24 protein-coding genes and 1 riboswitch are annotated in these 26,108 nt (G+C 68.6%); of the genes, 8 read left to right on the forward strand and 16 right to left on the reverse strand.

Annotated features, from left to right (window positions below):
* Window positions 1–91: 91 nt before the first annotated feature.
* The 4 genes from VB738_RS07915 to VB738_RS07930 form a co-directional block, all read right to left on the reverse strand.
* On the reverse strand, window positions 92–1,006 hold the full coding sequence (locus VB738_RS07915; RefSeq protein ID WP_323305232.1) for a restriction endonuclease: 915 nt from the start codon (window positions 1,004–1,006) through the stop codon (window positions 92–94).
* 121 nt (window positions 1,007–1,127) lie between these two features.
* Window positions 1,128–1,826, reverse strand: a complete 699-nt coding sequence (locus tag VB738_RS07920) for a uracil-DNA glycosylase family protein (protein ID WP_323305233.1) — start codon at window positions 1,824–1,826, stop codon at window positions 1,128–1,130.
* Window positions 1,827–2,168: 342 nt separating this feature from the next.
* Window positions 2,169–3,359, reverse strand: coding sequence for an MFS transporter (locus VB738_RS07925; RefSeq protein WP_323305234.1), 1,191 nt, complete (start codon window positions 3,357–3,359; stop codon window positions 2,169–2,171).
* Between the two features lie 11 nt (window positions 3,360–3,370).
* A complete protein-coding gene (locus VB738_RS07930; protein ID WP_323305235.1) occupies window positions 3,371–4,090 on the reverse strand; it encodes a Coq4 family protein in 720 nt (239 codons plus the stop codon).
* A gap of 118 nt (window positions 4,091–4,208) precedes the next feature.
* Here VB738_RS07930 and VB738_RS07935 point away from each other — a divergent pair, with 118 nt between their 5' ends.
* Complete coding sequence (locus VB738_RS07935; protein WP_323305236.1) at window positions 4,209–4,883, forward strand: TetR/AcrR family transcriptional regulator; 675 nt, start codon at window positions 4,209–4,211, stop codon at window positions 4,881–4,883.
* Here VB738_RS07935 and VB738_RS07940 read toward each other — a convergent pair whose 3' ends face one another.
* From VB738_RS07940 to VB738_RS07950, 3 genes are read right to left on the reverse strand one after another with little or no spacing between them, the layout of a single operon-like run.
* The gene (locus VB738_RS07940) at window positions 4,884–5,834 is read right to left on the reverse strand and encodes an aldo/keto reductase (RefSeq protein WP_323305237.1); all 951 of its coding nucleotides are present in this window, start codon (window positions 5,832–5,834) and stop codon (window positions 4,884–4,886) included. It lies immediately after the preceding gene.
* A 21-nt stretch (window positions 5,835–5,855) separates the two neighbouring features.
* Window positions 5,856–6,407, reverse strand: coding sequence for a hypothetical protein (locus VB738_RS07945; protein WP_323305238.1), 552 nt, complete (start codon window positions 6,405–6,407; stop codon window positions 5,856–5,858).
* Window positions 6,355–6,870, reverse strand: a complete 516-nt coding sequence (locus VB738_RS07950; protein WP_323305239.1) for a hypothetical protein — start codon at window positions 6,868–6,870, stop codon at window positions 6,355–6,357. Before VB738_RS07950 ends, VB738_RS07945 begins: the two co-directional genes overlap by 53 nt.
* Window positions 6,871–6,999: 129 nt before the next feature.
* Here VB738_RS07950 and VB738_RS07955 point away from each other — a divergent pair, with 129 nt between their 5' ends.
* The 3 genes from VB738_RS07955 to VB738_RS07965 all read left to right on the forward strand — a co-directional run bounded on the left by VB738_RS07955 (window position 7,000) and on the right by VB738_RS07965 (window position 12,101).
* Window positions 7,000–8,136 (forward strand): zinc-dependent alcohol dehydrogenase, encoded by a 1,137-nt coding sequence (locus tag VB738_RS07955; RefSeq protein WP_323305240.1) that lies wholly within the window; start codon window positions 7,000–7,002, stop codon window positions 8,134–8,136.
* Between the two features lie 62 nt (window positions 8,137–8,198).
* Entirely contained in the window at window positions 8,199–9,407 is a 1,209-nt protein-coding gene (locus VB738_RS07960) for a hypothetical protein (RefSeq protein WP_323305241.1), read from the forward strand.
* A gap of 3 nt (window positions 9,408–9,410) precedes the next feature.
* Entirely contained in the window at window positions 9,411–12,101 is a 2,691-nt protein-coding gene (locus VB738_RS07965) for a sugar porter family MFS transporter (RefSeq protein WP_323305242.1), read from the forward strand.
* A 28-nt stretch (window positions 12,102–12,129) separates the two neighbouring features.
* Here VB738_RS07965 and VB738_RS07970 read toward each other — a convergent pair whose 3' ends face one another.
* From VB738_RS07970 to VB738_RS08005, 8 genes are all read right to left on the reverse strand, one after another.
* Entirely contained in the window at window positions 12,130–15,390 is a 3,261-nt protein-coding gene (locus tag VB738_RS07970; protein ID WP_323305243.1) for an SDR family oxidoreductase, read from the reverse strand.
* 13 nt (window positions 15,391–15,403) lie between these two features.
* On the reverse strand, window positions 15,404–16,276 hold the full coding sequence (locus tag VB738_RS07975; protein WP_323305244.1) for a radical SAM/SPASM domain-containing protein: 873 nt from the start codon (window positions 16,274–16,276) through the stop codon (window positions 15,404–15,406).
* A 62-nt stretch (window positions 16,277–16,338) separates the two neighbouring features.
* Window positions 16,339–17,667, reverse strand: coding sequence for a glycosyltransferase (locus VB738_RS07980; protein ID WP_323305245.1), 1,329 nt, complete (start codon window positions 17,665–17,667; stop codon window positions 16,339–16,341).
* 15 nt (window positions 17,668–17,682) lie between these two features.
* The gene (locus VB738_RS07985) at window positions 17,683–18,534 is read right to left on the reverse strand and encodes a hypothetical protein (RefSeq protein WP_323305246.1); all 852 of its coding nucleotides are present in this window, start codon (window positions 18,532–18,534) and stop codon (window positions 17,683–17,685) included.
* A gap of 127 nt (window positions 18,535–18,661) precedes the next feature.
* A complete protein-coding gene (locus VB738_RS07990; RefSeq protein ID WP_323305247.1) occupies window positions 18,662–18,928 on the reverse strand; it encodes a hypothetical protein in 267 nt (88 codons plus the stop codon).
* An 86-nt stretch (window positions 18,929–19,014) separates the two neighbouring features.
* Window positions 19,015–19,836: a hypothetical protein gene (locus VB738_RS07995; RefSeq protein WP_323305248.1), complete on the reverse strand. Its 822-nt coding sequence runs from the start codon at window positions 19,834–19,836 to the stop codon at window positions 19,015–19,017.
* A gap of 58 nt (window positions 19,837–19,894) precedes the next feature.
* Entirely contained in the window at window positions 19,895–20,251 is a 357-nt protein-coding gene (locus tag VB738_RS08000; RefSeq protein ID WP_323305249.1) for a hypothetical protein, read from the reverse strand.
* Between the two features lie 23 nt (window positions 20,252–20,274).
* The gene (locus tag VB738_RS08005; RefSeq protein ID WP_323305250.1) at window positions 20,275–20,892 is read right to left on the reverse strand and encodes a DUF3177 family protein; all 618 of its coding nucleotides are present in this window, start codon (window positions 20,890–20,892) and stop codon (window positions 20,275–20,277) included.
* A 60-nt stretch (window positions 20,893–20,952) separates the two neighbouring features.
* Between VB738_RS08005 and VB738_RS08010 the strand changes: the two genes are divergently transcribed.
* The 4 genes from VB738_RS08010 to VB738_RS08025 are packed head-to-tail and all read left to right on the forward strand — an operon-like array spanning window position 20,953 to window position 25,296.
* Window positions 20,953–22,272 (forward strand): FIST signal transduction protein, encoded by a 1,320-nt coding sequence (locus VB738_RS08010; RefSeq protein WP_323305251.1) that lies wholly within the window; start codon window positions 20,953–20,955, stop codon window positions 22,270–22,272.
* A 2-nt stretch (window positions 22,273–22,274) separates the two neighbouring features.
* Window positions 22,275–22,988 (forward strand): tRNA (guanosine(46)-N7)-methyltransferase TrmB, encoded by a 714-nt coding sequence (gene trmB, locus VB738_RS08015; RefSeq protein ID WP_323305436.1) that lies wholly within the window; start codon window positions 22,275–22,277, stop codon window positions 22,986–22,988.
* Window positions 22,988–24,322: an IctB family putative bicarbonate transporter gene (locus VB738_RS08020; RefSeq protein ID WP_323305252.1), complete on the forward strand. Its 1,335-nt coding sequence runs from the start codon at window positions 22,988–22,990 to the stop codon at window positions 24,320–24,322. Before trmB ends, VB738_RS08020 begins: the two co-directional genes overlap by 1 nt.
* On the forward strand, window positions 24,313–25,296 hold the full coding sequence (locus VB738_RS08025) for an N-acetylglucosamine kinase (protein ID WP_323305253.1): 984 nt from the start codon (window positions 24,313–24,315) through the stop codon (window positions 25,294–25,296). Before VB738_RS08020 ends, VB738_RS08025 begins: the two co-directional genes overlap by 10 nt.
* Here VB738_RS08025 and VB738_RS08030 read toward each other — a convergent pair.
* Window positions 25,284–25,892 (reverse strand): HupE/UreJ family protein, encoded by a 609-nt coding sequence (locus VB738_RS08030; protein WP_323305254.1) that lies wholly within the window; start codon window positions 25,890–25,892, stop codon window positions 25,284–25,286. The genes VB738_RS08025 and VB738_RS08030 overlap by 13 nt on opposite strands.
* A 24-nt stretch (window positions 25,893–25,916) precedes the next feature.
* Window positions 25,917–26,076: riboswitch (cobalamin riboswitch) on the reverse strand.
* Window positions 26,077–26,108 lie beyond the last annotated feature (32 nt).

Raw genomic sequence — 26,108 nt, forward strand, 5'->3', positions numbered from 1 at the left:
GTTCGAAGTGTCAGCATTGTCGACAGATTTGAAGGCAATAGTCATGATGGCCGAAAGCACTGAGCACAGAAGAACCCCACAACATTGACTTTTATGCATTCTCGGCATCCCCAGCCCGTTTCGTCCATCTAGCACGAAGCGTCGGCGAGCCCAAGTCTTGAATAAGGCTGAAGTCAATTTCCGTACCATCAGGATCTCGATGCCTTCCGACTGAGATCATCTTCTTGTTAAAGACGTAGTGGGCTTGATGAACGTCCATTGATTGACGGACTCCCGTGAAGACATACTTTACCCTAGTGATCTCAACTCTGTTGCCATGATTATCTGTAGCAACTACTTTGGGCCAGTCATGCTCGCTCTCAACAAGCATTGGCCTGCCTATGTCTTCCTTGGTCTTGAATATAGCCAGAAAGTGTTGTTTTCTGTATGCTTCGACCCCAGGGACGACGCGCTCCTTGAAGAAATACTCAATAAGCCCAGCCAAATCACCAACAGTCTCTCCATCTAGCTCAACTTCACAGTTCTGACCTAGATCATCTATGCGCCTATACTCATCGCTAGCCCTATAGAAGACTTGATGAATTAAATAGATTTCATCGGACACCACAAGAAGACCCGGCTTCGTTGGATAGCGAGTCCAATCCTGTTCTCCCGCTTCTTTCAACGTAAGTGTTTCAATGCCATTCTCCTTGGCCTTCCTTATGGCACTTGATGCAAATCCACTACTTGACACTGCGATAACTTTGGCAAGATTAAGCGCTTTGGTCTTGCCTACAAGAGCATCAATCCACTCCACTGTCTCTTTTCTTGAACGATCTCGACACTCAACAACAAAGCTAAACTCATGACCTGCATATTCGTGGCTCACGAGAATGTCTACTTCCCGGAGTATTCCTGCCTCTTTATCCCAGACCTCCGCTGATTCAGTTACCACCCCGCCGGCGGGAACGATCTGTTCATAGATCCTTTTGACCAGGGACTGATAATCATTTGTCCTCTTGGGCATTCAGATTAGGCCTCGACTGATTGAATAGGAATCAGGGCTAGTGATCCTTCGAACGGCAGTGGTAACCGGGCCGCAGCCAAACGACTTTGATTTCAAAACCCGCGTCATCGGCGGCTCCGGTTCACCGCTGTGTTCGTCCTTGTGGGCTGGGCTGAATAATAAATTGACGAATTCGCTCCCAATCCTTGCACTGTTGATCCAAGTTGCGATTCATGTTCACAGTCTTTGCACCACAATGATATGCCGCAAACAGCCGAACACCATCCAATATCTCACAGCCATTCGTGTCTTCAATCGCATGGCGTAATTCAATCAGAGGCTTTCCGAACACCCGCAACACAGCCTTGAATGCAAACGCCCCAAGCCCAACAACGACTCTTGGGCGAACTAGTTCGATTTGTTGACGCAGGAAATGCGATTCACAATTCGTGACCCATTGAGGATCAATTGTCGCCTGAAGGCCACCTCGCTTTAGGCACAGAATCGCGTTAGTCAGGAACAAGCTGCGATCTCCGTCCGCGTAAGATGTAACCCTAACTTTAAGTCCAGTACAAGCAAGTATCGTTTCGAGATTCCTCATCGTCGGATTGCCAAGATCGTCGAGACCACGGTACTTGTTGAAGTAGGCTACATCGCCCCAGTCTTGTCCCACAACCATGAGCTGTGCATCAAGGTCGCCGTGGAATTGAGACCAAGGCCCAATATGGTCGGAATCAAACTCACACAAGTGCGGCAATGCCGGATTTTCAAGACCATCGCACAAGTGACACTCTTTTCGCTTCGCGACCAATGCGGCGTATTGGCGTTGCTTTGAGTTCATTTGAGCTAGTTGAAAGGACGAACTTGTTATTCGGAGGTTTCCGTGAACCGCTAACACAATTTGCTCCCATGCTGTGAACCACCCTGAGAGCGGCTGGGGGCACTACCGGAAACCCTGCCACTGCATAGACTTTCAAGCGCAACTTGCACGTTCTAGCAGTGGTTCACGAGTCCGATAACCACCTGTAACCAGCGATACGAAAGGCTTACGGGCATGCCCATATTGAGTCGTTCAAGACCCACAGAGAAATGTAGTCCAAGGTGGATGCACCTGGCGTCGGCACGTGTGGTGACACTAATGACGACCACCTCTTGGGCGTACGGGACTGCCGCAATCCCAGCCTCACCCCCGCGCACTCCGCAGAGCAAACGGCACGGTGAGCAGCAGGCTCCCCCCAGCGATCACGAACAGCCCCGGCAGAGAGATGTCGATCAGCACCCCCGAGAGGGCCTGGGACAGGGGATCGAAGGCGACGCCGGCCAGCATGGCCAGGGCCATCACCCGGCCCTGCAGCGGTGCCGGGGTCTCGCGCTGCAGCCAGGCCGTGGCCAGCACCCCCACCAGGCCGCCGCCGATTCCCATCGCCGCCAGCAGGGCGGCCGCCGTCCACCACTGGCCGGCCACCGCCAGCCCCAGCAGGCCCGCCCCCAGCCCGGCCGACAGCCAGCCCAGCGCGCCCCCCGGATGGGCGATGGCGCCGAACCGGCCGGCCCACCAGACCCCCACCAGGGCGCCCACGCCGTAGGCGGCCTGGAGCCAGCCGTAGCTGGCGGCGCCACCGCCGAAGCGCAGCGTCACCAGCTCCACCACGCCGATCACCACCGGGCCCAGCACGGCCAGGTTGATCATGGCGATCAGCGTCAGGCCCGTGCGGATCGCCCCGTGGCCCCAGGCGAAGGCGATCCCTTCCCGCAGGCCCTGCCCCAGGCCCCCCGTCGGGACCGTGTCCGCCGCGGCCAAGGAAGGCCGCACCTGCACGAAGCAGCCCACGGCGAGCACCAGCAGCACGGTGTCGAAGGCCAGGGCCGCCGTCGCCCCGGCCACGGCCAGGGACAGCCCCGCCAGAGCCGGCCCGGCCACGTTGCTGATCTGCTCGCTGCCCTGGAGCCAGGCGTGGGCCCGGCCGAGATGGCGGTCCTCCAGCAGGCGGGGCAGCAGGGCCAGGGCGGCGGGGTAGAGGCAGGCCTCCGCCGCCCCGAACACGGCCGCCAGCACCAGCACCGGGCCCAGATCCAGGGCGTCGCGGCTGGCCAGCAGGGTGAGCACCCCGGTGGCGATCGCCAGGATCGTTCCGGCCCGCACCGCCATCGTCCGGGGTGGATGGCGGTCGCTGAGCACGCCGCCCAGCAGCAGCAGCAGCCCCCGGGGCAGGGCCGCCGCCATCAGCACCAGGGCCAGGGAGGTGCCCGAGCCCGTGCGCTGCAGCATCAGCCAGGTGACGGCGACGAACCAGAACTGGACGCCGGCAAACAGCAGCGTCTGGCCCAGCCAGAGCCAGCGAAAGCCCGGCCGCAGCAGCAGGGATCCGTTCACTGCGTTCCCGCTCACAGCTGTCCCACCCGCTCGGCAAACGGCCGCAGCTGCAGCGCCTCGCGCCACTCGTGCAGCGGCCGCTCCCAGCCCTCCTCCCAGCGCTGGGCGAACAGGGGCCTGGCCTCCAACCCCATCTGCAGCCCGGTGCGGATCGTCTCCACCAGCTCCGGCAGCAGCTCGGGGGCCCCGAGGGTGGCCGACACCAGGGCCTGGGCCGTGAGCACGGCCCCCAGGGGGTAGGGGAACTGGGTGAGATGGAAGGCCTGCAGGCCGATCTCGCCCGTCACCGTGGTGTCGAAGCCGGTGACCACGTGCCAGAGGTCGTGGGTCTGGCTGAGCCGCAGCTCCACATAGGCCGCATCACTTGCGGGCGCCATGCCGGCGTGCAGGTTGGGGTCGTAACCCAGCCGTGCCAGCGACGCCGCGTAAACCTGGCCGAGGCTGCCCTCGGGCAGGTCGGCCAGCTGCTCCAGGTCGTGGGCCGGGGGGATCCAGCGCGCCTCGATCAACGCGGCGCAGGCCGGATCGCGGCGCAGCTGCTCGGCCATCAGGGCATAGGAGGGCGTCTCCAGCAGGGCGTCGGCCAGGGCCCCGATCAGCTCCAGGTCGGTGTCGCCGCCGGCCATGGCCACGAAGGTGCCGAGGACGCGGAACAGCTGGGGCGGCAGCTCCGGGGCCTCGAACGACGCTGCGGCGGGGGCGGGATTGGGACGGAAAACGGCGGTGGTCATCGGGATGAATGCGAAAGAACGTGAGCAGTCCTCACGTCCAAGAAAATATGAGCGTCCCTCGCCTTTGTCAATGGGATGCGAGGATCGCTCAGGTTTTCCCGGTCTGCCACTTCCCGCCATGGCCGACTCCACAGCCGCCCCCGGCGAGCCCTCGCCCCTGCGCCGCCAGCCCCGTCAGGCCCGCAGCCAGGAACGGGTGCGGCGGATCCTGGCGGCGGCCGAGGAGCTGTTCGTGGCCGGCGGCGTCGGCAGCACCACCACCAACGCCATCGCCGCCAAAGCCGGGGTGCCGATCGGCTCCCTTTACCAGTTCTTCCCCGACAAGGGGGCGATCCTGCGCAGCCTCGCCCAGCTCTACGCCGAGCAGCTACACGAGCTGCTCACGGCCTTCTTCGACCGGGGGGACGGCCGCACCCTCTCCCTGGAGGCCTCGATCACCGCCGCCGTGGCCCTCACCGATCGCTTCTTCCGCGACCACCCCGGCTACCCGGCGATCTTCCTGGATGTGCAGAGCGCCACCCCCGAGCTGCTGGCCATCGAGGAGGAGGCCGACGTCCGTCTGATCAACGACTGGAGCGGCCTGATCGTCGAAAAGGCCGCCGCCGAAGGCAGCCCCCTCAGCGAGGAGGAGGGCCACCTGATCGCCTACGTGCTGGTCAAGACCGTCGGCCACCTGCTCTGGCTGGCGGCCACCCAGGAGCAGGGGCGCCGGGAGCTGCTGGTGGCCGAATGCGGCGACCTGGCCATCGCCTACCTGCGCCGGCGGCTGGCGCCTGGCGGCTCACCAGCCTGATCAGGCCCAGAGCGACTCCAGGGTGTAGGGGCCGCCCTCCTTCACCCAGAAGGTGCCGTCGATGAAGCGATGGCTGCGGTCGAGCCCGTCGATCGCCTCCATGTCTTCGGGGGCCAGCTCGACCTCGGCGGCGGCGAGGTTCTCGGCCAGGCGCGCCGGTGACACCGACTTGGGGATCACCGCCGTGCCGCGCTGCAGGGCCCAGCCCAGCACCACCTGGGCCGGCGTGAGGCCCCGCCGGGTGGCGATCGCCGTGATGGTGGGGTCCTCCAGCAGCACCGGCTGGCCGGGGGGCCGCATCTGGGGGGGCAGGCCCGGGGTGCCCAGGGGCGAGTAGCCCGTGAGGTGCACGCCGTGGGCCTCGCAGAAGGCGAACAGCCCCTTCTGCTGCAGGTAGGGGTGGAGCTCCACCTGGTTCATGGCCGGCCGGATGCGCGCCTGCCCCAGCAGGCTGCGGAGAGTGACCATGCCGAAGTTGCTGACGCCGATGTGGCGGCACAGCCCCCCGTCCACGGCCGCTTCCATCGCCGCCCAGGTGGCCGCGATCGGCAGGGTCTCCAGCGACACCAGGTCGTCGGCGCCCTCGGGCATCACCACCCCCGGCCGGAAGGCCACGGGCCAGTGGATCAGATACAGATCGAGGTGCTCGAGCTGCAGATCGGCCAGGGTGCGCTCCAGGGCCGGGGCCACGTCCTCGGGGGCATGGGCGTTGTTCCAGAGCTTGGAGGTGATCCAGAGTTCCTCCCGCTTCACCAGGCCGGAGCGGATCGCTGCCGCCAGGGCCTCGCCGATCTCCGCCTCGTTGCCGTAGATGGCGGCACAGTCGATGTGGCGGTAGCCGAGCTGCAGGGCCGCCGTCACCGCCGCACCCACCTCGCCCGGAGGGGCGTTCCAGGTGCCCAGGCCGAGCATCGGCATGGCAGCGCCGTCGTCGAAGGGGAGTGTCTTCAAGGCCTGGAACCCAGAGGGTCCTTACTCCACCCTGGCCTTGGCACGGAAGTCAACCAACGCGAAGCGCCGGGCCTCCGGCTTCTGCGATTCGATCAGGAGCTGCAGCCGTTCCCCCTGGCGTCCGTTTTTGGTCTCGACCACCTTGTCGACCTCCTGGCCCTGGCCGTCGAGCACGGCGAACGTCGCCTGGATGTCCCCGCAGGGGCGCTCCAGGCAGGCCACTTCCATCACGTCGATGAGGCCGCCGCCATAGAGCCGGGGCCGCCGGCAGATCCCCTGGCAGCGGCGGGTGAACACCCCCTGGTCCGCTTCCACCCAGCCATCGGCGAGCAGGTCCTGGCGGGTCTCTCCCCGGCCACCGGCTCTCGGTTTCTCCGCCAGGGACGCCCGCAGGCCGGCCGCCATCCAGCCGGCACCGAAGCCGAGCAGCACGAGCACCACCACCAGCAGCCGCTGGAGGACCGGTGGCTTCGGGGGCCGTCCCCCGGGCGGCACCGGCTCCATCTCGACGATCAGATCCTCAACGGTCTTCCCGGTCGTCGCCTTCGGCTCGCTCTTGCCGGTCCTTGCCATCGTCGTAGGCCATCAGTGAACGGAACATCAGCCCGCCGCCGCTGCCGATCAGGGCGAACATCGTCAGCAGGTTCCAGAGCGAGGTGGGCTGGAAGCTCATGATCAGGGTCTGGAGCACTCCCACCGCCAGGGCCGCCACCGAGGCCAACACCAGGAACCAGCCCCAGCGCTGGTTGCGCAGGGCGAACAGCAGGCACACCCCGATCGTCAGCGGGATCAGCAGCAGGCCGAAGCCGCCGCCCAGGCCCTGGGACAGCCCGAAACCGCCCCCCCAGCCGCCGCCCCAGGCCGAGCCATAGCCACCGCCCCAGGCACCGGCAGCACGCCGGCCGAAGCGCAGGCCCAGGCCCATCGGCACCGAGCTCACCATCACCTGGTTGAAGAACAGGAACGCGCCCATCGAAAAGAGCACGCCCCCCAGCAGGAAGCTGAAGAAGTCGCGGATCGGGTCCCTGGTGGCCATGGCCCTCCTGCAGGCCCCGTCATGATGGCCGGCCCCCCTTTGTTTGTCTGCCGGCGCCCACGGCCCTCCGGTTGACAGCGGCCGGTGCCGCAACGACCATCGGCAGATGGAGGATGCCGGATGGGAAGCATGAGTTCCGGCGCCGCCACCGCCTGCAGCCTGGTGCTTCACGCCACAGATCACGCCACCGAAACCGGCGACGACGAGGAACCCCGCCAGGCCAACCGGCGCTACCGGGATCCCCGCATCGCCCTGGAGCCGCGGCAACTCCAGCCCCTCCATCCCGGTTCGCTGCGGCTGCAGATGCTGCGGGTCGGCGTCTGCGGCACCGACATTCACATGACCCAGCGGGATCCGCTCGGGTTCGTGCGCAGTTCCGCGCCCGCCTCGATTCCGGCGCAGGGCCGGGTGCTCGGCCACGAAGGCATCGGCCGGGTGATCGCCACCGGCTCCGATGTCTCCCGGTTCCAGGTCGGCGACATCGTGGCGCCGGAATCCGTGCTCAGCTGCGGGGCCTGCCGCTGCTGCCGCTCCGGCGCCTTCAACCAGTGCCTCGATGCCCGGCTCCTTGGCATGGAGCAGGACGGGCTGTTCGCGGCGATCGCCGATGTGCCGGCCCGATCGGCCGTGGCCATCGGCGAGCTGGCCGGGAGCGAGCGGGGCCTGCAGATGGCCGCCTGTCTGGAGCCGGCCGGTGTGGCCCTGCTGGCCTGCCGCAAGACGCAGATCGCTCCCGGCGACAAAGTGCTGGTGTTCGGGGCCGGTCCGATCGGCTTGCTCGCCGCGATGATGGCGCGCCGGCTCCATGGCGCCGCGTTGGTGTGCGTCGTCGAACCCTCGGCCTACCGCCGGGAGTTCGCGGCCACCTGGGCTGACCAGGTGGCGGACTCCGCCGAAACGCTGCCGATCCCTGAGGGCGGCTGGGACGTGGTGGTGGAAGCCTCCGGTGTGCTCGCCAACGTCGATGCCGTGTTCCGCCAGATCGCCCCGGGCGGCCGGGTGGCCCTGCTGGGACGGGGCGGAGAGGCCCTGCGGATCGGAGCCGTCGACCACATGATCACCAACGCCATCAGCGTCATGGGGCTGCGCGGCCACCTCGGCGGGGTGTATGAGCGGCTGATCGACCTGTGCCTCTCCGGGGTCCTGCCGCTGGACCGGATCGTCAGCAGCACCATGGAGGGGCTGGAGCGGCTGCGATCCGTGCTCGAGCACCCGGACGACATCGCCGGCGGCGACTGCAAGATCGTCGTCAAGCTCGCCGATTGACAAGCCCGCCGATTGCCCAGCCCCCGGTTGACCGTCCCCCCAACGCCTTCACTTCCCCCCGCATGGCCAACCCCTTTCCCCTGGACGGCGAAACGTTCCTCAAGATCCGCATCTCCGTGCGGATGCTGAAGTGCAACTTCAGCTGCAACTACTGCGTGGCGGCGGCGGGCCAAAGCCAGGTGAGCGGCATCGACTACAGCCGGGGCACGAAGCGCAACATGTGGGGCACCGAGCAGGGCCGGGGCATGGCGCGCCAGGCGATCGAATGGGCCGCCTCCCTGCCCTATCGCATCGGCGTTCGCTACGACGTGCACGGGGAGCCCTTCCTCAACGCCGATGTGATCGAGGACCTGATCTGGCTGACCGCCCAGCCCAATGTGGCCTTCGTGGAGGTGCAGACCAACGCCTCCCTGTTCAGGAAGCGGCTGCCGGAACTGGCCGGCCCCATCGCGCCCTCCAAGCTCAAGCTCTTCTGCACCTTCCATCACACCGAGATCGCCCTCGACGACTTCCTGGCCAACGTCACCCTGGCCGCCGACCTGGGCTTCGACGTGGTGGTGAACACCCTGCTCGCCACCGACAACGTGGCGATCATCCGCGAAGCCCTCTCGCGCTGCGCCGAGCGGGCGATTCCCACCTCGGCGGATCTGAAGTTCCCCGGCTTCGATGTGCCCCCCACCGAAGCGATGAGCGACGCCGTCGATGTGGACAAGCGGGCCCGCCATTTCCTCAGCCAGGACCCGATCGAGGCCCTGCTGGCGGCCGGTGAACCCGGCCTGGAGGTGTTCCGCACCATGGCCGACAGCGGACCCCTGGGCCGGGAGATCCGCTTCCTGGCCGCCCTGCTGGTGGGCCTCTACGGCGGCAAGGGGCGGCTGTGTTCCGCCGGCCACGACTACCTGATCGTCGACAACTGGGGCGATGTCTTCCCCTGCACCAGCTATGCCGACACCCGCACGGGCCGGCTGGGCTCGGTGCTGGATCCCGGCTTCGTTCCGGCCCTGCGGGAGGAGGTCTATGCCCCCTGCCAGTACGCCGAAACCTGCCATCAGAAGGAGGAGTACGGCAACCTGCGCCTGCTGCGCGAGCACCGCGATCTCCGGGCGATGAGCCTCAACTGCGTCTGCGGCGAGGGCAAGGCGGTGGACCCCGACACCCTCTTCGACAGCCGCCTGGCGCTGCTGGAGACCGCCCGCCACAACCCCCAGACCGGCCGCGTCGGCCGGCCCGCCGCCGCCGCCGCCACCCCTGCCGTCAGCACGGTCGCCTGAGCGGTGATAGCCAGGGTCTGGATCTTCGCGCTGGTGGCCTCCCTGGGGGGCCTGCTGTTCGGCTTCAACGCCACGACCCTGGGGCTGGTGGCCGCCACCGCGGCCAATGACTGGTCGCTGGGCCTCAGCTCCCAGGTGCTGCTCAGCGGCGCCTTCTTCCTCGGCGCCATCCTCGGGGCCGTGTTCATGGGCCGCTTCGGGGATGGCCTGAGCCGCCGCGATGTGATCACCACCAGTGCGGCCTGCTACGCCTTCTTCGGCTTTGCCTGCGCCATCTCCGAGCGCTTCGAGGAGCTGGTGGTGGCCCGCTTCTTCCTCGGGATCATCGTCGGCGTCACCTCCCTGGCGATCCCGCTCTACATCGCCGAGATCTCCCCGGCCCGGCACCGGGGCGCCCTGGTGTCCCTCAACCAGCTGAGCATCACCCTGGGGATCGTGCTGGCCTTCGTCATCGAGACCCGGCTGGTGGACGACCAGGACCTGACCCAGCTGTACACGATCAGCGGCATCCTGGCCGTGATCGTCAGCATCGGCGCGATCATCCTGCCGGATTCCCCCGCCTGGCTGATCAAGCAGGGCGATGGGGACGCCGCCCGCGCCGTGCTGCAGCTGATCCACGGGCCGAACGTGGATGCGGAGGTGGCCGCCATCGAGGAGAGCCTGGCGGACAGCCATCCGAATGTGTGGGTGGGGCTGCTGGAGCCCGCGAACCGAAAACTTCTGGGGATCGGCATCCTGCTGTTCGCCGTCCAGCAGCTGAGCGGCATCAACTTCGTGCTGCAGCTGGTGGGGGACGGTTCCCTGTTTGCGGGCCTCGATCTGGGCTGGGACCCGGTGATCGTGGTCGGCCTGGTGAATCTGTTCAGCACGTTGCTGTTCGTGCTGCTCGTCGATCGCCTCGGCCGCCGGCCCCTGCTGCTGGCGGGCCTGGTGGGCCTGGCGATCTGCCTGGCCGGGCTGCTTCTCCAATCCACCGGCGCCCCACCGCTGCCGGAGGCGTTCAGCCCCTGGCTGATCCTGGGGTACGTGTTCTTCTTCGCCATCGGCCTGGGCCCCCTGCCCTGGCTGTTCGTGGCCGAGATGTATCCCCTGCCCGTGCGGGGCCTCTCGATGAGCCTTCCGATCACCGTCAACTGGCTGATCAATGCCGTGATGGTGGTCGCCGCCCTGTCGGTCGATTCCCCGGCCGACACCCTGGCGATCTACGGGGTGTCGCTCGCCACCACGGTCGTGGCGATTCCGCTGTTTCTCGTCCTCTACCCCGAGACCCGGCGGCTGCGCTTCTCCCAGATCCGCCGCACCTGGCACCGATCGGGCACGGCCAATGAGCGCAACGAAATCGCCGCCACCCTGGCCACCACCGTGGTGACCATCGGCGGCATCTTCTTCGGCTACAACCTGACCATCATCGCCGGGGCGCTGCTGCAGATCCGCACGGCATTCGCGCTCACCCCCTTCAGCAGCGGGCTGGTGGTGAGCGCGGTGCTGGTCGGGGCGATCCTGGGGTCGTTCGTCAGCGGCCATCTGGCGGGGGCCTTCGGCCGGCGCTACATGCTGATGACGACGACCGTGGTGCTGATCGTCGGCACCGCCGTCTCCGGCCTCGCCGACTCGGTGCAGATCCTGGTGCTCGGTCGCCTCGTCACCGGCCTGGCCACCGGGGTGACCGCCAGCATCGTGCCGCTGTACATCACCGAAATCTCCCCGGCCCCGATCCGGGGAAGGCTGAACAACATTCAGAATCTGGCGGTGGGCATCGGCTCCCTTACCGCCTACGGCACCAGCACCCTGCTGATGGCGGTGCCGGAGGGATGGCGGGCGATGCTCTACCTGGGTTCCGTACCGGCCCTGCTCCTGGGCATCGGCGCCCTGTTCCTGCCGGAATCGCCCCGCTGGCTGATTTCCCGGTCCCGCTTCAGCACGGCGGAGCGGATGCTGCAGAGGCTCTGCGTCGCCAACCCCACCGAGGCGGTGGCGCAGATCAAGGCCAGCGTCGAACACACCCCGGCGGGCCCAGCGACGATCCCCCTGTTCTCGCCAACGATCCGGCCCCCCCTGATGATCGGCCTGGCGATGGTGTTCTTCCAGGAGTGCACGGGCATCATCATCGTCACCTACTACAGCCCGACGATCTTTCAGGCCTGCGGGGTGAGCGATCCCACCACCGCCAGCCTGCTGACCACGATCGGGGTCGGCGGCTTCGGCCTGGCCATGTCCTCCCTCTCCTTCCTGCTCGTCGATCGACTGGGGCGCCGCGCCCAGTTCCTGATGGGCATCCTCGGCGTCCTCACCAGCTCGATCGGCTTCGGGCTGATCTTCGCCGTGCTGCCCCAGGGCACCCCTGCGGTTCAGTATCTGGTGCTGCTTTGTTTCATCCTCTTCATTTCCTCCTTCTCCCTCAGCCTGGCCTCGGTCTGCGGGATGGTGGTCTCGGAGATCTTTCCCCAGGCGGTGAGGGATCGGGCCATCGGCTTCGTGATCGCCTTCCAGCTCCTCTGCGGCATGGCGGCGTCCTTCCTGTTCCCCATGCTCGCCGATGCCCTGGGACTGGCGGTGGTGTTCTTCGTCAATGCCGGCATCGCCGCCCTGGCGCTCCCCTTCTGGGCCTTCGTGATGCCGGAGACCCGGGGCCGGAGCCTGGAGGCCATCGAGCAGCACTGGCTGGCGGGACAACCTCCCGCCGCCCTGCGCTGACGGTGGTTCTGTCGTGGCCTGGCCTGGCTCAGGCGGCAGCGACACCAGCTGCGGCGATGGCGTCGGCGCAGACCTTGTCCAGGTAGGTCGCCGGGAAGCCCGCGAACGTCTCGGCCTGCGGCCCCGCCGCCGCCGGGACCGGTGCGGGGCGGTACGCCTCCAGCACGTCCAGCAGCGACAGCGATCGCTGGGCCGCCGGCAGCCGCAGCAGGGCCGGCTCGATCCGCTCCAGCCACTCCCCGTAGCTGGCCGTCCGCTCCAGGGGGAAGCCGGCCGCCTCGATCCGCTCCACCAGGGCCTCCAGCGGAAAGGTGCCGTCGGCGGGGCCACCGAGGGTGAGCAGCTCGAAGCCCTCGCGCGCACCATCCCCGAGGGCCACGATCGCCTGCGCCAGCTGATCCACCGGAAGGCCGCTGGCCCGGAATCCCGGCGGGGCCAGGCCCGTGAGCAGCAGGCTGTGGATCAGCCGCGAGAGGATGTCGTCTGGGTTGCGTTCGCCGGCCAGGTGCCGATCGGGCAGCACCAGCCCCGAGCGCAGGATCCGGATCGGCAGGCCCGTGGCGGCGTGGGTGGAGCGCAGCAACTGCTCGCAGGCCCACTTGCTGGCGAAGTAGCCGTTGGCATAGGAGCCATCGAGACGGATGGGCTCCTTCAGCGGGGTCACGCCGATGGTGGAGACCATGGCGATCGACTTGCGCCGCTGCGTCAGCGCCAGCCGCACGATCTCGGCGGTGCCGATGACATTGGGTCGGCTGAGGTGGTGGTAGTCGAGCCGGTGATTGACCAGGGCGGCGCCGTGGACGATGGCCTCGATGCCGTGGGCCAGCCGGTGGTAAGTGGCGGCGTCCAGCCCCAGCCGCGGCTCGCCGATGTCGCCGGCCACCACCTCCAGGTGGTCCGCCGCCAGGCTGCGCCAGCGCGCCGCCACGGCCGGATCGAGGTGGGCGAAGCGGGCGTCGAGGCGCTCCCGGGCCGACTGGGTGTGGCTGGGCCGGACCAGGCAGACCAGCCGCCCGCCAGTGCTGGCCAGGCGCTCCAGCCAGGCCAGGGCGACGCGACCGCCCAGAAACCCGTTCGCCCCGGTGAGCAGCAGCGAGCGGGCCGGTCCTGAAGCCGGTGGCAGCGCCCCCGCGGCCTGGAGCGTGGCCGCATCGATGAACGCCTCCACGCGGACGTCGGCGGCGGAAAGCTCCCTCACCGGGCCCGGGCCATCGGCACCGCCAGCCGGCGGGATCCGGGGGCCTTCGCCCCGGTGCTCGCGCAGGATCCGCGCCCAGGTCGCGATCGTGCCGTCGGGCCCCAGGATCCGGCTGGCCTCGATGGCGACGCCGAACTCCGCTTCGATCCGCACCGACAGCTGAACCGCCGCCAGGGAGTCGCCGCCCAGCTCACGGAAGCAGCGGTCCTGCAGGGACGCCTGGTCGTGGACGCCGAGGGTGCCGGCCAGCAGCAGCCGCAGCCGCTCCTCGAGGCTCCGTTCGGCGCCCGGTTGCCGCAGGGAGGCGAGGGCCGCATCACCGAGACGGTCGTGGCGGTCGTAGAGCGCGGCCAGGGCCGCCGCATACCGCTGGCGGATGGCCGGCCGGAGCGGTTTGCCCAGGGAGGACAGCAGGCCGTTGGCATGGGAGAAGGGTTCCTCCGCCAGCAGGAGATCCCGGGGAATCTCGAAGCTCTTCAGGCCTCGCTCGCCGGCCAGCTGCACCAGCTCGTCCCGCACCAGGGCGATCAGCTCGGCGTCATCGGCCGGGGGCCGGGGCCGCCGCGCCAGGGCCTCAGGGTCCGGCACGACGACCGCCAGCAGGTAGGAACGGCGGCTCTCGCCATGGACATGGATCTGGGCCACCGAGGCGCAGCCATCGGCGAACAGCTGCTCCAGGGCGCCGACGGCGACGTACTCCCCCTGCGACAGCTTGATGACGTTCCGGCGCCGGTCGATGAGGGCGATCTGGCCGGGCCCGCGCTCCTCGACCACATCCCCCGTGCAGGCGAAGCCGTCGGCATCGAACAGGTCCGCCGTCGCCTCCGGGTTCCGGAAGTACGCGCGGATGCCGAAGCGCGTCTTCACGCACAGCTCGCCCCTTGGATAGGGGCGGTCGCTGAGGAAGTAGCCCGACTCCGCCACATCCCGCAGCCGGTAGTCGAGCACGTTGGGATTGAGCCTGCCGTTCATCGCCAGGCCGCCGCTGGCGGTCTCGGTGCTGCTGTAACCCTCATGCACCGGCACCCCGAAGGTCTCCTCCATCAACGCCCGGATGCGGGGCGCGATCGGCGCCGAAGCCACGACGATGGATTCCAGCCGGTCGCCCAGGAAGAGACGCAGGTCGTCGGATGGGGTCGTTCGCACGTGCTGATCAATCCACTCACAGAGACGCGGAAACAGCACCAGCCCCGTCGGGCGGGCCACGCGGATGTCTTCGAAGACGGTGGAGAGATCCGGCTTCAGGGTGAAGCAGGCCAGGCCACCGGCATTGAGGGCGGTGACCATCGCATCGCGGCCCATCATGTGGTGGAAGGGAGCCAGCACCACCGCCACCTTCGGGTCCGGACCGGAGACCTGGCGCCAGGTGTTGATCAGGGCCGCAGCGGAGATGCAGGCCCCCTTCGGCACTCCGGTGCTGCCCGAGGTGTGGATCAGCAGGGCCATCGCCTCCGCCTCAACGGCCGCCGGAGGCGGGACGGCGAGGCCATCGCCGCGGACGATGAGATCCGGCAGCAGCAACGGCACCGACGATCCGGCCGCCCGGAGCATGGCCTCGGCCTGCTCGATGAGGGTCCGCTCGGCGGTGATCCGGGTGTCGGCATCGAAGACGATCAGCTGCCGGAGGCAGGCGTGGCGCCGCACCAGATCCACCACGGCGGGCAGCTGGGCGATGGACACCGCCAGCGCCGCTGGGGTGGCCCGCTCCAGGATGGCGTCGTACTCGGCGGCCGAATGGTGGCCCGACAGGGGCATCGGCACGGCGCCGATGTAGGCGAGGGCCAGGTCGATGACGGCGTAGTCGATGCTGGCGAAGCCGATGATCGCGACCCGCTCGCCGCGGCGGATGGCGCCATCGGGATCGCTGTGCCAGGCGGCGGCCAGGCAGCGGACCCGATCCCGCAGGGTCCGGTAGGTGATCGGGCGGAACTCCGCCAGGATCCGGCGACGGGTGGTTCCGGTGGCGGGGTCGGCCTCCAGGGCGTAGGCGCGCTCCGCCAGCGCCGGGCGCTCGGGATGGGCTGCCAGAAAAGAGTCGATCAGGGCCCCGTAGGCGAGCGACGACGGGGGTGAAGCGGAGGACTCGCTCACAACCACACGGGCCTCAGGCCGGAGCCTTGGCGAAATCGAAGACGGGAAAGTTCTGGGGCAGCTTGATGGCGTAGATGCAGGTCCTGCAGAGGTCGTAACCGGGGATGGGGCGGGGGAGGACGTCGGCGAACGATTGCTCGAAGATGTTCCCGAGCACATGGTCCATGTGGTAATCCTGGCAGCAGAGAACAACGTCGCCGTTGGGAAGCATCACGTTGTTGTAGATGTATTCATCCCGCCCGCAGATCACGGGGCCCTCATGGGAGGAGGCCACGAAGTCTTCGGTGACACCTTGCTTCTCCAGATTGCCCGAACGGGAATTCATCGTCGGCAGCGACACACTGGCGGGCGGAAAGATGGCGGCGACATCCGGATGGATGGCATCCATCGCCATCACGGAGAAGTTCTCGATGTTGGCCGCCTTCAGGGCTGCGAGCACCTCCAGGTACTCCGGCGTGACATCGATCTTCGCCAGCCGCCTGGCATCGGGGAGATGGATGGTGAAGCCCCCATGGGGAAAGGCGCTGAAGGGGATCGCCCTGATCTGCTCGACGTCCGCCAGCGTCATGCCGACGGCCGTGGTGAAAACACACAGGGGGTGGCCCTTGCGGTGGGCATGGAGGATCATCCGCGTGCAGTCCTCATTGAGGAACGGCTCGGAAAAACCGGCAAAGATGATGATCACATCCTCCGGCATCTTGTCGAGCGCCAGTCGGAAGTCGTCGAAGGAAAGCTTGCGTTTCGGGCTTCTGTATTGGCTGAGGAGACTTTTCTGGGGACAGAAGGTGCAGTTGACCTTGCAGCCCACCACCGTCGTGATCTCCATCATGTACGTGGGAACACGAACATCCCGCAACCGGTGGTGCGTCAGCGGGTGGGCTGCCATGATCGAGACATCCAAGGAAGCCTGATTCAACGTAGCACGACATCACGATGCGACAGAATCATTTAAGGCCTGTCGCTGTTGCCTCCGGCCGTGAAGCCGGCCGTGAAACCTTCGATGAACGCCAGCGCCTGCTCCAGGCCACGCTCCTGTTCGATCTGATCCTTCAGGCGGCGCAGCCCCCGCTTCAAGGCCGCATCGCCCATCGCCTCCCCGATCAGCCGCCGCAGCCGGTCGCCCGTGATCGATCGCACATCCGCGGTCAGGGCCAGCTGATGATGGGCCGCCCGGACGGCATTGCCCGGCTGGTCCCTGGCGCAGGGAAGGATCACCATGGGCACCTCACGGTGCACACATTCCATGATCGAATTGAGCCCGCCATGGTGCACCATCACCGCCGCATGGCGCAGCAGTGTGAGCTGGGAAATCCAGGGCACCACCAGCAGGTTGGCGGATGACGCCAACGCGCCGATGAGGGCGGGATCGCTGATGTGCAGCACGAAGAACCACTCCGGTGCCAGGGCGCTGGCCTCGGCCACGGCCGCAAAGAAGCGCCGGGCCTGCCGGTAGGCCGCCGCGCTCGTGCCCAGCGAACAGAAGATGATCGTCCGGCCGGAGGGATCGAACGGCAGCGGCGGCTCCTGCCGCTGCAGATCGATGAAATCGCCGCAATGGCGCCGTTCCGCTGGCCGGGGGCCGGGCAGCTGGAAGGCGGCCGGACACAGCACCAGCTCCGGCAGGATCAGGTGCGGGCCGATCTCATCGAGCCGGTGGGTGACGTGGCGCCGCAGGCGGACGCCGGACTGGCGGGCCACCCACGCAAAGGTGTCGGTGAGGTGGTGCATGCGCAGGGGGGCCCGGTAGGCGCCCACCAGCCGGGAGGCCAGGCGCTTGGTGACCAGATGCCTGAGGTGCATCATCTTCCAGGCCAGGGAGATCCGCAGGGCCGAGAGCACGCCCCGGCCCGGCCTGATCGAGGTCACCGCCGGGGGGATTCGGGGATTGTCGAAGAGAAAGAGCGAGGTGGAGATCCCGATGGTGGGGAGGCCCAGCCGCTGGGCCCGCAGGGCGACGTACCAGAGGAACGCATCACACAGCAGCAGGTCCGGCCGGGCCGAGCGCAGACAGGCATCGAGGCGGCCGTCGACGATGGCGGTGGTGTAGCGGCGGAACAGGGCCGCCGCCGCCGCCGGGCTCTGCTGCGCGGCACCGGACGTGGTGAAGAGATCCTCCGCGAAGGCGATGAACGCGAAGCCCTGAGCTTCGACGAGTTGCCGGACCCGGGGCAGCCCGAGGTAGGTCACCCGGTGGCCCCGGGACGCCAGCGCCCTGGCCAGCCGGAACGTGCCCAGATGATGGCCCGCCTCGCCATGCATGGAGAACAGGATGTTCACCCGGCTGTCACGGCCTCAATCCACCGGCCGGCAACCCTCGAACCACATCACGTGCCGGGACGGGTCGTAATCCTTGTACTGGCCCGTCAGCCGGATGCCCTGGCCCGATCGCAGCGAGAGGGCATAGGCGCCCTGGCCCTTGGCGGCCAGGCAGCTGATCTGGGTCAGGAAGCGGAACTTGCCGAACTGGAGGGCCAGGTCGTTGGTGGAGCGGGGGATGTCGTAATCGATGCGGTAGGCGCCACCGTCCTTGGCCACATGGGCCACCCGACCCTTGATGGTGAAGGTCTTGCCCTGGTAGCGGGTGGGAATCACAGCCGCGTTGGTGTCGGCTTCCTGGGAGATCTGCTGCGACAGCATCAAGGCATCGATGACCACCGGGCCGGCCGAAGACACCGCCCCAGCGCTGCGCTCGGCGGCGGCGAGGCCTTCCGGGCCCCCTTTGAGAGCGTTCAGCATGGCGCAGAGTTCGGTCCGCGCCCCACCGGCCCCCGCCAGCATGCCCGCCGGCAATTTCGCCTCCAGCTTCACCCGGGCGGCGGCCTGCTCGGCCAGGGCGGTGGCGATGATCGGGAACGGCCGGGCGGAGCCCGCTCGGGGCTGCTCCAGCAGCATGCTGCCGTCGTCAGCCTCTTCGCTGAGGATGTCGTAGCCGCGGGTGGCGGCGATGCCGCGCAGCTGGCGAATCGCCACCGGCACGGGCAGGTCGTCGACGGAGACTTCAGCGCTGAAACGCGTCCCGGAGAGGGGGTTGCCCTTCTGGGCGAAGCTGTCTTCGCAGCTGCCGGCACGGGCCGCTGAAGGCAGGGCCAGCGCCAGCGCCAGACCGCCCAGAGGAACCAGGCATCGAAGGGCTGGCAGGAACAAACGCATCGTGGGCTCTCAGGCGGCGACTCTACCGAGGCCCTCCATCGAGCCCTCCATCACCGCCGCTGCCGCGGCTCATCGATGCCAGGGTGCGCCCTGCAGCACGATCCGATAGCCGTCGTGATCTTCAAAGGTGCGCCCATCCCGCCGCCTGCATGGTTTCACAGCGGCTCAGCCAGTCCTGCCTGTCTGGAAGAAAGAACACATGCAAGTCTTCCGGGGTGGATGATGGAGCGACGGGATGGGTGCGGCAGTACGTGAATTCAAAGTGATCCGTTCCGCCGGGCTCACCCAGCATCACCCCATCAAAGCCGTCGCGGCCATCGAAATGGTCGAGACGCGTGAGGCCCAGACCGTCGCAGCACAACACTTCCTTGCGGTGCAGATCCGTCACGGGACGGGCCAATCGGACGTGGGGGATCATCCGTACCGCTTCAAGTTCAAGAGGGAGTTGATCCCCAAAGCAATTCAGGCTGCTGCTCAGAGGATGAACATCTCTCGCCCTAGGGCGGCCTGGACGGACTCCTGTGCCAGGCGCCCCAGGCGCGCGCGGGGCTTGCCCGTCCGTCCAAGCCAGTCAGGGATCAACGAGCCTTGGGAGGCGAAGTGCTCGACATGAACCACAACAACCCTCCCATCCGTATAGCTCACATCATTCAGTTTTCGCCACTCTCCGGGCCGGGCAAGCTCCACTATCTTCATGGCTGCGTCGACATAGTTGAGGGCAGTACCCAAGCCGAACATGACGATGAGCTTCGTCGTCTCAGGCAGGGAACCGAGGAAGCGGGTGGCACACCTGGTGGCCACGTCGTGCCCAAACGGCAGGGCCACAAACTGATCGAGCATTCCACCCCCAGACCCCTTCCACCCCGCTGACTTTCTGTCGAAGCGCTCGACCGTGCAGCGCACCAGAGAGCCAAAATGAAAGCGTCCGGATGGGTCTGCAATCCATGCATCCACGGCTTGGCTGCGCCTCTCCTCAGGCACTTCCGGCAACAATCCGAGATGGGCAAGGATTTTGGCGACGTTTCCACGACCCTTCTTGAAGGCAATCTTGTCGTGCGGTGTGGTGGCCAAGGAACCCGCCTGGGTCGGCCCCTTTGAGAAGCCAAGCACCACGATGTCAGGCGAGGTACTTCCCCAGGCGAGTGGATTGTTTGTGATTCGCCAATCACCCTGGGTGCGCTTGGTCTTGTCGAAAACGACTGGCTTGCCTTCAAAGCACAGGTTGCAATCAACGCGGCCGTGAGGGGGGAGACAGGGCATGGCCGGGATGTCCTGGTTGGTCTCTGGATCCGCCAACGGCTGTTGACGACCACTCCATGATGGCGTCCCCCCAGCGACCGGGCAGGTCGCCGATTCAGCCTCCTGCCGCTCCTTCCCAGGCCCCCGGATCCAGGTAGGTCGCCGCCGGCAGCGGCCCCGCCAGGCAGCGCTCGTCGCTGGGGTTGAGGGGTCCCGCCAGCAGCATGGCCGCCGTGATCCTGGCCGAGACCGGCAGGGCCGGCTGGTCGGGGTCGAAGGCGGTGGGGTGGGTGACGCTGCTGGAGAAGCCGCGGAAGATGAGCAGCTCGAAGGGTTCGTCCGGCCCGGCGGGGTCCTCCCCCGGCGCCGGCAGGGTGCCCACCAGGCGCAGCACCCGGTCGGGACGCTGGCGGCTGATCTCTTCGAGGGCGGCCAGCAGGGCGGCAACGGAGGGGGAGGCGGCGTCGGTCATGGGGGACAGCTCCGCAGCACAACTCAGAACTCGCCGGCCACCCGGCCCAGCCGCGGCAGCCGCACCACCAGCCACTGGAACAGCCCCACCACGTAAGCCACCAGGGCGGCGTAACCCACGAAGGCGGCCACCCCCGGTGTCCACGCCCCGCCGAACACGAAGGCGAACACCCGGGCCACCACGCCGTGCAGCCCCTGCGGCGCCTCCAGCCAGGCCCGGCAGAGGCGCAGGGTGGCGCCGGCGCCGCCCATGCAGGGCAGGGCGGTCACGGCCAGGCTCGCCCCCGCCAGCGACAGGAGGGTCAGGCTCCAGCGCCAGATGCGCAGGGTGAGCGGCAGGGCCCGCCAGGGGGGCATGTCGGCCAGTTCCTCGTTGAGATCCACCCAGAACCACAGGCTCGCCACCACCAGCAGTGGCGCCACCACCAGCAGCAGGAAGCCGGTGGGGCGGTTGTCGGTGAGCAGCAGCAGGGCGATCAGCTGCAGGCTCGCCACCTTCCAGTACAGGCCCATCAGCCGCACCAGGGCCTGCTCCCGGCGCAGGACGGCCCAGAGGAGCAGCACCAGCGGCAGCCCCACGGCGAACAGCATTCCCAGCCGCACGTCGAGCCAGACCAGGGAGCGATAGAGCTGTTCCGGCACGTCCGCTTGGTTCGGTAAGGCGCCATTATCCGTGTGCCCCCCAGGCGATAGGGTCCGTTCATGGGTTCCCTCCCCTCCTTTCCCTGGCTGCAGCGTCGCCCCGCCGCCCCCTGGTGCCGCACCGCCCTCGGCCGGGATCCCTCGTTACAGGAAGCCGTCAACCAGGTGTTCGAGCAGCTCCGGGGGGCCGGTGAGGCCGACCTGGCGCTGGTGTTCGCCTCCGCCAGCTACGCCAGCGATCTGCCCCGCCTGCTGCCCCTGCTGCAGCAGAAGCTCAGCGCCGGCCACTGGCTGGGCTGTGTCGGCGGCGGCGTGGTGGGCACCGATCCGGCGGGGGTCCCCCATGAAATCGAGCACCAGCCGGCCCTGGCCGTCACCCTGCTGCGGCTTCCCGGGGCCCGTCTGCGCCCCTTCGCCATCGACACCACCGCCCTGCCCGACCTCGATGGTCCGGCCGAGCCGTGGCGCGAACGGGTGGGGGCCGAGCTGGAGGAGGGCCAGTCGATGCTGCTGCTGCTCGATCCCACCGGCACCGCCATCAACGACCTGATCAGCGGCCTGGATTACGCCTACCCGAACATCACCAAGGTGGGGGGCATCGCCGGCCCCCACAGCGCCGCCCACGGCTCGCTGCTGTTCGGCAGCGGGGCCCCCGGTGACAGCGACCCCGCCGACACGGTCCGCAACGGTGCGGTGGGCTGTGTGATCGAGGGGGCCTGGCGGCTCGATCCACTGGTGGCCCAGGGCTGCCGGCCCATCGGCCCGGTGCTGGAGGTGGAGCAGGCCCAGCGCAACGTGGTCATCGAGGTGAGCTGCGGCAGCACCCGCAACAGCCCCGTGGCCGCCCTGCAGTCGATCCTCACTGACCTCACCCCCGCCGAGCGGGAGCAGGTGAAGCATTCCCTCTTCCTCGGCGTCGGCCGCAGCGACTTCAGCCTCCCCAGCGCCGACCTCACCCCCGTAGCCGACGCCCCGGGTTCCTTCCTGGTGCGCAACCTGATCGGCGTCGATCCCCGCAACGGGGCGGTGGCGGTGGGGGAACGGATGCGGGTGGGCCAGAAGGTGCAGTTCCAGCTCCGCGATGCCGATGCCTCCCGGGATGAATCCCGCCAGCTGCTGGCCGGCCAGGCCCGGCGCCGCAGCGAGCCCCTGGCCGCCTTCCTGTTCGCCTGCCTGGGCCGGGGCGAAGGCCTCTACGGCCAGGCCGACGGTGACGTGAGCCTCTGCCGCGAGGTGTTCGGCACCGTGCCGATCGCCGGCCTGTTCTGCAACGGCGAGATCGGTCCGGTCGGCGGCACCACCCACCTCCACGGCTACACCGCCAGCTGGGGGTTCCTGGTGCCCAACGACCCGCCCGGGGGCTCCGCCGCGCCGCTCTGATGGTGCGCCAGCACGTCAACCCCCTCAGCCGGATCCACCAGCTGGCACGGCCCCTGCCGCCGCTGATCGAGCTGTTCGCCGATCCCTCCCTGCCCCTCCACCTGGACATCGGCTCGGCCCGGGGCCGCTTCCTGCTGGCCATGGCGCCCCTGGCGCCGCAGCGCAACCATCTCGGCCTGGAGATCCGCCGGCCCCTGGTGGAGGCCGCCGAGGCCGACCGCCGCCGGGACGGGCTCGCCAACCTGCGCTTCCTCTACGGCAACGCCAACGTCAACCTGCCCGAATGGCTGGCCCAGCTGAGCCCCGGGCAGCTGGAGCTGGTGACGCTGCAGTTCCCCGACCCCTGGTTCAAGCTGCGCCACCGCAAGCGCCGGGTGCTGCAGCCCGCCCTGCTGCTGGCGATCGCCGCGGCCCTCGCCCCCGGCCGCCGCCTGTTCCTGCAGAGCGATGTGGAAGCGCTGATCGCTCCGATGCGGCAACTGGTGGAGGCCAGCGGCGCCTTCGAGCTGGCGGGGCCCGAGGAGTGCGGCCCCACGGTGAACCCCCTGCCGGTGGCCACCGAGCGCGAAGCCCAGGTGCTGGCCGAGGGCAAGCCGGTGCACCGCAGCCTCTACCGGCGCAGCACCGCCCCCCTGCCGCCACTGGCCGATCTGGAAGCCCACCTGGAGCCCACCACCCGTGGCGTCGATAATCGCCACGACGCTGAAGCGGATTGATGGTGCCTGCCCCAGCTCCCGTGCCCCTGCTGCTGCGCTGGCAGGGGCTGCTGGCCGGGCTGCCCGCCGGCCGGCTCGGCGCCCATCTGCCCCTGCTGGCGGGCTGGATCCTCTGCGCCCTGCTGGCCGGGCTGCCCCTGGTGACCCGGGCGGGCCTCAGCCTGCTGATCGCCGCCTCCGCCCTGCTCTGGGTGGTCTGGGCCCTGCGCACACCGCCAGGCCGGCTCGGCGCCATCAACACCTGGCTGCTGCTGGTGATCGCGGTGGCGGTGGTGGCCACCGGCTTCTCGCCCGTGCCGAAGGCCGCCCTGGTGGGGCTGGTCAAGCTGCTCAGCTACCTGAGCGTCTACGCCCTGATGCGCCAGCTGCTGGCCTCCGTCCCGGTGTGGTGGGACCGGCTGGTGGGCGCCCTGCTGGCCGGTGAGCTGGTCACCAGCGTGATCGGCATCCGCCAGCTCTATGAGGCCCCCGGTGCCCTGGCCCGCTGGTCGGACAGCAACTCGGTGGCCGAAGGCACGGTGCGGATCTACAGCACCCTCGAGAACCCCAACCTGCTGGGGGGCTACCTGCTGCCGATCCTGCCCCTGGCCGTGGTCGCCCTGCTGCGCTGGCAGGGGCGCGGCCGGCGCCTGTTCGCCCTGGCCAGCCTGGTGCTGGGCCTGGTGGCCCTGGTGCTCACCTACAGCCGCGGCGCCTGGATGGGCATGGTGGCCTCCCTCGGCGTCATGGCCCTGCTGCTGGTGCTGCGCCAGACCCGCGACTGGCCGCCCCTGTGGCGGCGGCTGTTCCCCCTGCTGCTGCTGGCCGGCGCCACCGTGGTGCTGGTGCTGCTGGTCACCCAGGTGGAGCCGCTGCGGGTGCGGGTGATGAGCCTGCTGGCGGGCCGGGAGGACAGCTCCAACAACTTCCGCATGAACGTCTGGACCTCGGCCCTGGCGATGATCCAGGACCGCCCCTGGATCGGCATCGGCCCCGGCAACAGCGCCTTCAACCTGATCTATCCGCTGTATCAGCAGCCCAAGTTCAACGCCCTCAGCGCCTACTCGATCCCCCTGGAACTGCTGGTGGAGACCGGCATTCCGGGGCTGCTGGCGGGGCTGGGTCTGTTGCTGAGCGCCGTGAAGGTGGGCCTGGCCCAGTGGCGCAGCAGCGCCCCCCTGGCCCTGCCGTGCCTGGCGGCGGTGGCCGTGTTCGCCGGGCTGGGGGTGCAGGGCCTCACCGACACGATTTTCTTCCGGCCGGAGGTGCAGCTGATCGCCCTGTTCAGCCTCGCCACCCTCGCCGCCGCGGCAGCCTCCTCAGCTCAGGAGAAGGATCCAGCGCCATGCGACTGATCGCCGGCTTCGACGCTGGCCAGACCCACACCACCTGCCGCCTGGCCCTGGCCGGCGATGGCGGGCCGGCCGGGCCGGGCGAGGTGGTCGGCGAAGGCGACGGTCCCGGCGTCTGCCACCTGGCTGCCCCGGAGGGACCTGAACGCTTCACGGCAGCCCTGCGGGAGAGCCTGCGCCAGGCCATGGCGCCCCTGGCGGCGGCCGACGCTGCCGTGCTGGTGGCGGCCGCCGTGGGGGCCAGCGGCATCGAGCAGGGCACGGCGGTGCAGGAGCAGGGGCAGGCCCTGGCGGCGTCCGCCCTGGGGCTGGCCCCGGAGCGGGTGGCGGTCACCGGCGACGAGCGCACCGCCCTTCGCGGGGCCTTCCCTGCCGGCCCCGGCATCGTGGTGATCAGCGGCACCGGCACGATCGCCGTCGGCCGCGACGGCCAAAGCCGCGAGCACCGCTGCGCCGGCTGGGGCTGGCTGCTGGATGGGGCCGGTTCGGCCATGGACATCGGCCGGGACGGCCTGGCCCTGAGCCTGCAGATGGCCGATGGCCGCCTGGCCGAGACCCGCCTGCGGCGGGCCCTGTGGCAGGCCCTGGATCTGGACACCGACGACCCCGGATCCCCCCAGCGGCTCAAGGCACTGGTGGTGGGCGACGGGTTCGGCCCCGCCGGCTTTGCCCGGCTGGCTCCGGTGCTCGACCGACTGGCGGCTGCGGGCGACCCCCAGGCCGTCGCCGTGATGGAGCGGAATGCTGGGGCGCTGGCGGCGATGGCGGCAGCAGTGGCCCGGAGCCTGGATCTGGTGGCTCCGGCGGTGTGCCCGATGGGCGGGGCGTTGCACCACCTGGAGCAGCTGCGGGGCCCCTTCGGTCGCAGCTTGACCCTGGCCCTGCCGGGCAGCCGGCTGGTGGGGGCCGCCGGCGATGCCTGCCAGGGGGCCCTGGCGCTGGCGGCGGCCCTGGCGCGGGGGCCTCAGCCGGCCTGAGCGGTCAGGGGAACGAGGGCCAGGGCGCCGCCGAGCACCGCCAGCAGCAGGGCCAGGCGGGCGGTCCAGACCAGGGGAAGACGGCGCATCAGCAGGAAGGAACCACCGCTGACCAGCACCGAGGCGGCCAGGGCGCCGGCCCACCAGCCAAGGGCCGAGGCATCGGCCGGGGCCTCGCCGCCGTGCAGGGCGCCATGCAGGGCCACCGCCGCGGCCACCAGGCCGCCAGCGAAGGCCAGGCCGGGGCTGCGCCCTTCGCGGTGGGACAGCAGGACGAGCAGCGACACCGCCGAGATCGCCAGGGCGGCGAGCACCTCAGCCAAGGGCATCGTGAAGCCCATGGCCCCGGCCAGGCCCCCCAGCACCGCGCCCGCCAGTCCCCAGAGCAGCAGCTGGGCCGACACGTAGGAGGCGGCCGCGCCCACACCGATCAGCAGCAGCAGGTGGTCCACCCCGGTGATCGGGTGGAGGAAGCCGTAGCCAAGGCCGCCGTGGGCCAGGCCGTGGGCCTGGGCCGGCTGGCCGATAAGAACAAAACCGAGGGCGGCGGCGCTGCCCAGCAGGGTCCAGGAGCGAAGGCCGGAGATTTGGGTCATCGAGGATCCCGGTCCGCGCCGGGGTTGGAAGGAACGGTTCACGGCGAGCGTTCTGGCTGAGGGTGACCCCATCACAGCTGCGGGACAGCGCCGGAATGATGGAAGGGAGAACCCTGCCGTGCACCGGACTTTCCTCGTTTCCTCCCGGAGGTGAACCCCGGGAACCGTGTGCCCATTGTGCCCGCAGCCCGTGACGTTGCCGCCCGATGACCGCAG

Source organism: Cyanobium gracile UHCC 0139 (assembly GCF_034931325.1).
In the GTDB taxonomy this organism is placed as follows: Bacteria; Cyanobacteriota; Cyanobacteriia; order PCC-6307; family Cyanobiaceae; genus Cyanobium; species Cyanobium gracile_B.

Excerpts from the sequence above, each read along its gene's own strand:
- VB738_RS07915 (WP_323305232.1), bottom strand. The coding sequence starts at position 1,006 with ATGCCCAAGAGGACAAATGATTATCAGTCCCTGGTCAAAAGGATCTAT.
- VB738_RS07920 (WP_323305233.1), bottom strand. The coding sequence starts at position 1,826 with ATGAACTCAAAGCAACGCCAATACGCCGCATTGGTCGCGAAGCGAAAA.
- VB738_RS07930 (WP_323305235.1), bottom strand. The coding sequence starts at position 4,090 with ATGACCACCGCCGTTTTCCGTCCCAATCCCGCCCCCGCCGCAGCGTCG.
- VB738_RS07935 (WP_323305236.1), top strand. The coding sequence starts at position 4,209 with ATGGCCGACTCCACAGCCGCCCCCGGCGAGCCCTCGCCCCTGCGCCGC.
- VB738_RS07945 (WP_323305238.1), bottom strand. The coding sequence starts at position 6,407 with ATGGCAAGGACCGGCAAGAGCGAGCCGAAGGCGACGACCGGGAAGACC.
- VB738_RS07950 (WP_323305239.1), bottom strand. The coding sequence starts at position 6,870 with ATGGCCACCAGGGACCCGATCCGCGACTTCTTCAGCTTCCTGCTGGGG.
- VB738_RS07955 (WP_323305240.1), top strand. The coding sequence starts at position 7,000 with ATGAGTTCCGGCGCCGCCACCGCCTGCAGCCTGGTGCTTCACGCCACA.
- VB738_RS07960 (WP_323305241.1), top strand. The coding sequence starts at position 8,199 with ATGGCCAACCCCTTTCCCCTGGACGGCGAAACGTTCCTCAAGATCCGC.
- VB738_RS07975 (WP_323305244.1), bottom strand. The coding sequence starts at position 16,276 with ATGGCAGCCCACCCGCTGACGCACCACCGGTTGCGGGATGTTCGTGTT.
- VB738_RS08000 (WP_323305249.1), bottom strand. The coding sequence starts at position 20,251 with ATGACCGACGCCGCCTCCCCCTCCGTTGCCGCCCTGCTGGCCGCCCTC.
- VB738_RS08010 (WP_323305251.1), top strand. The coding sequence starts at position 20,953 with ATGGGTTCCCTCCCCTCCTTTCCCTGGCTGCAGCGTCGCCCCGCCGCC.
- VB738_RS08020 (WP_323305252.1), top strand. The coding sequence starts at position 22,988 with ATGGTGCCTGCCCCAGCTCCCGTGCCCCTGCTGCTGCGCTGGCAGGGG.
- VB738_RS08025 (WP_323305253.1), top strand. The coding sequence starts at position 24,313 with ATGCGACTGATCGCCGGCTTCGACGCTGGCCAGACCCACACCACCTGC.
- VB738_RS08030 (WP_323305254.1), bottom strand. The coding sequence starts at position 25,892 with ATGACCCAAATCTCCGGCCTTCGCTCCTGGACCCTGCTGGGCAGCGCC.